This window comes from Mesorhizobium sp. M2C.T.Ca.TU.002.02.1.1, assembly GCF_003997225.1.
On record NZ_RZTO01000378.1, the window covers coordinates 1 to 5,704 of the forward strand.

A 5,704-nucleotide genomic window follows, 5' to 3' on the forward strand; every position below is an offset into this window, starting at 1 on the left:
GTCGTAGCGGTCGATAATATCCTGGTTCATCAACCGGATGCAGCCCGACGACATCGCCTTGCCGATCGAGAACCATTCCGGGCTGCCATGCAGGCGGTAGCCCATGTCGCCGCCCTTGTTGAAGAGATACATGGCGCGCGCGCCGAGCGGGTTCTTCAGACCCGGCTCCATGCCGCCGGCAAATTTGGCGAGCTCGGGCTGGCGCTTGATCATCGGCGCCGGCGGCGTCCATGTCGGCCATTCGCGCTTCAGCGCGATATGGGCGGTGCCGTGCCATTCAAAACCTTCGCGGCCGACGCCGATGCCGTAGCGCATCGCCATGCCGTCGCCCTCGATGAAGTAAAGGAACTTGTTCTGGGTATCGACGATGATGGTGCCCGGCTTCTCGGGGGAGTCATACCGCACTTCCTGGCGGTGATACCTGGCGGGGACCTTCTCGATCGGGATGCGCGGCAGCTGATAGCCGGCATCGGTCATCGCGCCATAGTTGTTGGTGAACATTTGCCCGCCGATGGTGCTGCACCCGCTGATCGCGGTCGACAGCGCAAGAGCGGCGAGGATTGCAAATGACTTCAAGCGCATGAATAGGTCCGACGCCCCGTCTCTATGGCAGCGGCACGAGTCGGCCGCTTTGCTGCCATCATTCATGCTGGCATTTCTTTTGCTTGCCAAGCGCGCACTGCCTATATGCAAGACCTTACCTGCCGGTAAGTGCCGAACTGCGGCATTTCGGCAACAGGGTTCACAGGATTGTGAAACAAAATCAATGAGGCGGCTCATAGAGCTGCCTGGAGTCCAAGGAGAGTGCCATGAATGTCGGTGATGCCGCCGAGCGTTCCGGCCTGCCGGCCAAGACCATCCGCTACTATGAGGAGATCGGCCTGATCCGCCCGGCGCGGGCCGGGAACGGCTATCGCGACTACTCCGGCGATGACGTCCATCGGCTGGCCTTCCTGCGCCGTGCGCGCAATCTCGGCTTCTCAATCGAAGATTGCAGGCAGCTGATGGCGCTCTATGAGGATCGCGGCCGCGCCAGCCACGACGTGCGCGAGATCGCCGCCGCCCATGTCAGGGCGATCGAAGAGAAGGTGCGTGAATTGCAGTCGATGCGCTCAACGCTGCAGAAGCTCATCCATGCCTGCCATGGCGATGACCGGCCGGACTGCCCGATCCTGGACGACATGGCGGGCGCTGCGGACCAAGTATCCGCCTGAAAGAAATTACCCGCCGCGATATTGCGTGGGCGAGGCGCCGAAGCGAGCCCGGAACCGCCGGTTGAAATAGGATACGTCGTTGAACCCCGCGGCGAACGCGATGTCGCTTACCTTCGTGGCGTCGTTGCGGATGTCCGACAGCATGGCGCATGCCTTGCGCAGCCGTAGCTCCAGCACGCGCTCGGCAAAGGTGCTGCCGCTCTCGAGCAGAAGCGTGTTGAGATATCGACGCGAAAGCCCGATCGCACGGGCCACCATCTCCGTCGACAGCGCCGGGTCGGTGAAGCGTGCCTCGATCACCGCCAAAGCTTCACGCAGCCGCGCCGCGCGCAGCCCGCGGCCGATCGCGATCTCCGCCGTATCGCCCTTGGCCCCCAGCGCCAGCACGATCAGATCGGCCAGCGCCATTCCGGCCTGCCGCGAAAGCGCCGGCTCCTCATCCACCTCCTCGGATCGAAGCAGGAAGTCGATCATGCGCTCCAGATGGCGCACGGCGGGACTTGCCGGGTCGAGCCGCGTCACCGGGCGGTCGTCGGCATGCGGCACCTGTCTCAGCAACGAGGCGCGGGGGATGGAGGCCAGGACCCATGACGTGACGCCGTCGGTGAAACTGCGGCAGGGCTGGGCAACGTTGTAGGCGATGCCGTTGCCGGGCCGCAGCGACAGATCGCAATCGGCGACCGACCATATCTGCGGCTTGGGGCTGCGGTAGAATCCGACGAAGATATCGTCGCGGTCGTTGGCGACATGCCGGCGCGTGCGCACATAGTACTCGGTCGTGGTCTCGAACAGGCCGACGCGAAGCTCGCCGAGGAAGCGCATCTTCGTCGCCGTCGCGAAAGGCTTGTCCTCGGCATGCCTGATCTCGGCATCGCCAAGTTGCTCCATCCACATGTCGCGCCAGAGGCGAAAGCGATCCCTGTCGCTCAGATGCGCTGGCAGGCTGGCCGACGAAAAATCGATCTTCTGCATGGATGGAAATCTGTTTGCCCCGTTCTCAGCCTAGCACGACTGTGCCAGCGGGGGTCGGCCAAAAAGAAGCAAAAAGGCTCCCCAGTCCAATCCTAAAGCCACCCGGTCCAAGCTGTGATCATTTGGATCGGTGTTCGTTGCAGCCGCGCCACATTCCCAATCGATTTCAAACCGCGCCCGCCCATCCAATGCCGGAGCCCGTCCGTCCAAGACGGCAGCCGCAAAATCAGCCATGGCTGCACGTGCCAAGATCAATTTCGGGGACTTTCACATGAGATTTTTGCGCGCGGCCGGTATCGTGATCGCAAGCATGTTGCCGCCGGCGGCTTGGGCGGCCGACATGAACGCCGTGAGGCAAGCGCCGGCCCGGGACTGGAGCGGGTTCTATCTTTCCGCCGGCGGCGGGTTCGGCTGGTGGAGCGCCGACCAGTACACCGATTTCGGAGGCTTTCCTGCGCCGGGACCGTCAGTGGGGACCAGCGGCAGCGGCGGCTTCGCCACCGTAGGCGGGGGCTATGACTGGCAATTCGCCCCCAATTGGGTGGCCGGCGCCTTTGCCGACGCGCAGTTCGGCGACATCAGGGGCTCGATCAAGGCGCCCTTCGAGCAATATTCTGGCACCACGAGCAACAGGCTGAACTTTGCCGCGGGGCTTCGTCTCGGCGTACTGGCCACTCCGGACGTGCTGATCTACGTGGATGGCGGCTACAGCCACGCCGAGTTCACTGGCTCCAGCCTCGACCCGACGCCACTCGTGCCCTTGAGCGTTGCGGGGCAACATTATGACGGTTGGTTCGTGGGCGGCGGCGTCGAGAACCCGCTCGACTTCACGGGCATCGCTTCACCGGGCTGGTCCATGAAGACCGAATACCGCTTTGCCGACTACGGCCGCAGAAGCGCGGGCATGTATGTCGACGCCACCGGAGCCCCGGACAGCGCCATTGCCTTCAAGCCGAAAGTGCAGACGCTTTCGTTCTCCCTCGTCTACCGATTCAACGAGGCGGGAAGCACCCGCTTCTGAGACGGTGTCAGCGCTTCCAGAAATCGCGGTGCGGAGCGAGCAATTCATCGGCGATTTCAGGAAAGGGGCCGAAGACCTCGATCTTTTTCTGGCCGGAGGCGAAGACGGTGCGCGAGGCGAGGTTCATCGTCGGATTCTCCTCGTGATCGCCGGTGAGCGCCAGGAGGCTGGTTTCCTCGACCCCATAGACCAGGCGCCCGATATTCGCCCAGTACATCGTGCCGGCGCACATCGCGCACGGTTCGAAGGTCGAGACCAACGTGCATTGCCACAGGAACTCAGGCTCATAGGCCGCCGCGGCGCGGCGGGCGAGCTCCGTCTCGGCATGGCGCACCGTGTCGAGATTGCCCTGCCGCATCAAAACGCGATCGTCCGGCCCGATCAGCACGCAGCCGAACGGATGATGCCCATGCGCCGCCGCCTCGCGCGCGACAGCGTCGGCGGACCGGAGGTGGGCAAGCATCTGATCGCGGGTCATGGGGGAAATCCTCTCAGGGCGAGATTGCTGCCGAGGGATATGGTTAGCAAGACCTAATCTTGCGTGAACCACGGCCAAGCATCCCGCTGGCTTTACGCTCCACGCATTTCCGGTTTGGTGCTATCTTGACGATCGCGCACGCTGAGATTGCCGGCCATGGGTCTCCAGGACGACATCGAACGGGTCGAGCAGCACATCCGCGAGATCGAACAGCGGATCGAGCGCCAGCGCGCGGTCATCACCCAGGCGGCGGAAAACGGCCTGCCGACGGACGGCCCGAGCAACTTCCTGTGGTTCCTGAAAGAAACACTGAGCCTGAGCCGCGACCACCTGGCCAGGCTCCTGGCAGATGAGTTTCGAGCGGGAGACTCGTAGTAAGGGGTGCAGCGTTCGTCCGGTGGCTTGTAGCTGGGTCGAGGTGGACCCTTAGCGCTTCGGCGGCCCCTTGTGGAGATATCGGAGTGGGAAGGCTATGAGCACGCCTAAAATTGCAATTAGCAGGAACCAATAGAGGTACGGGTCTTCAACCCTATCCAAGGTTGTCAGGCCACCGCCATGCTTTGGGATGGTGGCTTTACCTGTCCATAGCCAGAAGGCGACGAATGCTCCCCCGACAAACGCCTCAGCTATGAGAATACCTTTGATGATTGGTGTGTGCTGACTTTTGTCGGCCATGGCAGCTCCGAGCTCGCGTAAGGTAGCATGGGTTGGCTTGCCAAATATATAATCGCCCGGCGGGTTCAAACCGTGAACAAAATCTGGCATGGTGCCTCCCATGCCCATCGTTTCCCCGATTCCCCTCAACCCGTTGATCGACGGCCGCCAGTCCGAGCGCGCCATGCTGGTGCGGCGCGGCGTGCAGCGGCTGCTCACCGAAATGGGCGCGCATGTGCTGCCTGAGCTGTCCCTTGCCACCGGACGGCGCGCCGATCTCGTCGCGCTGACCAGGCAGGGCGACATCTGGATCATCGAGATCAAGTCCTCGATCGAGGATTTCCGCGTCGACCGCAAATGGCCGGACTACCGGCTGCATTCCGACCGCTTCTTCTTTGCCACCCATCCCGGCGTTCCACAGGACATCTTTCCCGAGGAATGCGGCTTCATCCTTTCCGACGGCTACGGCGCGGAGATCCTGCGCGATGCGCCGGAGCACCGCATGGCGGCCGCGACGCGCAAGGCGCTGATGCTGCGGATTGCGCGGGCGGGCGCCGCGCGGCTCTTGGCAGCCGAGCTTGCCGGCGTCGCCGTGCCGGCGCTGGACGGCGAGAGCGAATAGGTTCTTTTCCCAAGGATTAGGTGCCGGGGCCCTTGACGCCCGGCGTCGGGCCAGGGCTCCAACCTCCCCCTCGCCTGCGGCCGGCAAGAATTTTCATCTCGCACCGATGATTTTCGCTCATCCCGATTGTCTTCACCTGCAGGCGCGTCCGGATGGCCGGCGGCCTGGAAGAGGTGATCACATGAAACCGTTGCAAAATCAGAATGTCGTCGTCGTCGGAGGCAGCAGGGGCGTCGGCCGCGCGATCGTGGAAGCCGCGCTTGGCGCGGGAGCGACCGTGCTTGCCGTCGCCCGAGGCGCCGCCGACCTGAAGCAGCTTGCCTGGGAACGCCCGGGCTTGAAGACACTGGCCGCGGATGCGACGGCGGAAGCCGCGCCGCAGGCGGTTTTCGATGCGCTGGCGCCCGACCTGCTGGTGGTCTGCGCGGGGGCGCTCGCCGCGGCCGCGCCGATTCAGGAGCAGAGCTGGGACGCCTTCTCGGCGAACTGGGAAATGGACGTCAAGGCATCGTTCCTGTTCTGCCGCGAAGCCCTCAAGGGTCGCCTCAAAGCGGGCAGCCGGGTGGTGCTGATTGCCAGCGGCGCCGCCATCACCGGCGGCCCGCCGAATTCCGGCGGCTATGCCGGCGCCAAGCGCATGCAGATATTTTTGGCCGGCCATTGCCAGAAGGAATCGGACAAGCTCGGCCTCGGCCTGCGTTTCATGGCGCTTTCGCCGGCCCGCATCATGCCGGGCACCGGGG

Annotated in this window: 9 protein-coding genes; 5 read left to right on the forward strand and 4 right to left on the reverse strand. The window is 63.8% G+C overall.

Going from position 1 to position 5,704, the window contains the following annotated elements; genetic code table 11:
* Positions 1 to 582, reverse strand: a 582-nt coding sequence (locus tag EOD07_RS19735; protein WP_164772366.1) for a L,D-transpeptidase, incomplete at its 3' end; no start/stop codon positions are given.
* 227 nt (positions 583 to 809) lie between these two features.
* Between EOD07_RS19735 and cueR the strand changes: the two genes are divergently transcribed.
* Positions 810 to 1,214, forward strand: a complete 405-nt coding sequence (gene cueR, locus EOD07_RS19740; protein ID WP_071036406.1) for a Cu(I)-responsive transcriptional regulator — start codon at positions 810 to 812, stop codon at positions 1,212 to 1,214.
* A 6-nt stretch (positions 1,215 to 1,220) separates the two neighbouring features.
* Here cueR and EOD07_RS19745 read toward each other — a convergent pair whose 3' ends face one another.
* The gene (locus EOD07_RS19745; protein ID WP_127236664.1) at positions 1,221 to 2,186 is read right to left on the reverse strand and encodes a helix-turn-helix domain-containing protein; all 966 of its coding nucleotides are present in this window, start codon (positions 2,184 to 2,186) and stop codon (positions 1,221 to 1,223) included.
* Between the two features lie 232 nt (positions 2,187 to 2,418).
* Between EOD07_RS19745 and EOD07_RS19750 the strand changes: the two genes are divergently transcribed.
* Positions 2,419 to 3,207, forward strand: a complete 789-nt coding sequence (locus tag EOD07_RS19750; RefSeq protein ID WP_127236665.1) for an outer membrane beta-barrel protein — start codon at positions 2,419 to 2,421, stop codon at positions 3,205 to 3,207.
* Between the two features lie 7 nt (positions 3,208 to 3,214).
* Here the strand turns inward: EOD07_RS19750 and EOD07_RS19755 are convergent, their stop codons facing one another.
* Positions 3,215 to 3,685: a nucleoside deaminase gene (locus EOD07_RS19755; protein ID WP_073987685.1), complete on the reverse strand. Its 471-nt coding sequence runs from the start codon at positions 3,683 to 3,685 to the stop codon at positions 3,215 to 3,217.
* A gap of 156 nt (positions 3,686 to 3,841) precedes the next feature.
* On the opposite strand from EOD07_RS19755, the gene EOD07_RS19760 reads away from it, so the two are divergent.
* Positions 3,842 to 4,060, forward strand: a complete 219-nt coding sequence (locus tag EOD07_RS19760; protein ID WP_127236666.1) for a hypothetical protein — start codon at positions 3,842 to 3,844, stop codon at positions 4,058 to 4,060.
* A gap of 51 nt (positions 4,061 to 4,111) precedes the next feature.
* Here the strand turns inward: EOD07_RS19760 and EOD07_RS19765 are convergent, their stop codons facing one another.
* Positions 4,112 to 4,462: a hypothetical protein gene (locus EOD07_RS19765; RefSeq protein WP_127236667.1), complete on the reverse strand. Its 351-nt coding sequence runs from the start codon at positions 4,460 to 4,462 to the stop codon at positions 4,112 to 4,114.
* Between EOD07_RS19765 and EOD07_RS19770 the strand changes: the two genes are divergently transcribed.
* Together EOD07_RS19770 and EOD07_RS19775 are read left to right on the forward strand one after the other, a co-directional pair.
* Complete coding sequence (locus tag EOD07_RS19770) at positions 4,461 to 4,961, forward strand: MmcB family DNA repair protein (RefSeq protein WP_164772367.1); 501 nt, start codon at positions 4,461 to 4,463, stop codon at positions 4,959 to 4,961. The two genes, EOD07_RS19765 and EOD07_RS19770, sit on opposite strands and share 2 nt — an antisense overlap.
* A gap of 181 nt (positions 4,962 to 5,142) precedes the next feature.
* A partial coding sequence (locus tag EOD07_RS19775) for an SDR family NAD(P)-dependent oxidoreductase (protein WP_127236668.1) occupies positions 5,143 to 5,704 on the forward strand: 562 nt, incomplete at its 3' end.

Bases quoted from the DNA above. Each gene is read 5' to 3' on its own strand.
- EOD07_RS19770 (WP_164772367.1), top strand. From the start codon at position 4,461: ATGCCCATCGTTTCCCCGATTCCCCTCAACCCGTTGATCGACGGCCGC.
- EOD07_RS19755 (WP_073987685.1), bottom strand. From the start codon at position 3,685: ATGACCCGCGATCAGATGCTTGCCCACCTCCGGTCCGCCGACGCTGTC.
- EOD07_RS19745 (WP_127236664.1), bottom strand. From the start codon at position 2,186: ATGCAGAAGATCGATTTTTCGTCGGCCAGCCTGCCAGCGCATCTGAGC.
- cueR (WP_071036406.1), top strand. From the start codon at position 810: ATGAATGTCGGTGATGCCGCCGAGCGTTCCGGCCTGCCGGCCAAGACC.
- EOD07_RS19760 (WP_127236666.1), top strand. From the start codon at position 3,842: ATGGGTCTCCAGGACGACATCGAACGGGTCGAGCAGCACATCCGCGAG.
- EOD07_RS19750 (WP_127236665.1), top strand. From the start codon at position 2,419: ATGGCTGCACGTGCCAAGATCAATTTCGGGGACTTTCACATGAGATTT.
- EOD07_RS19765 (WP_127236667.1), bottom strand. From the start codon at position 4,462: ATGGGAGGCACCATGCCAGATTTTGTTCACGGTTTGAACCCGCCGGGC.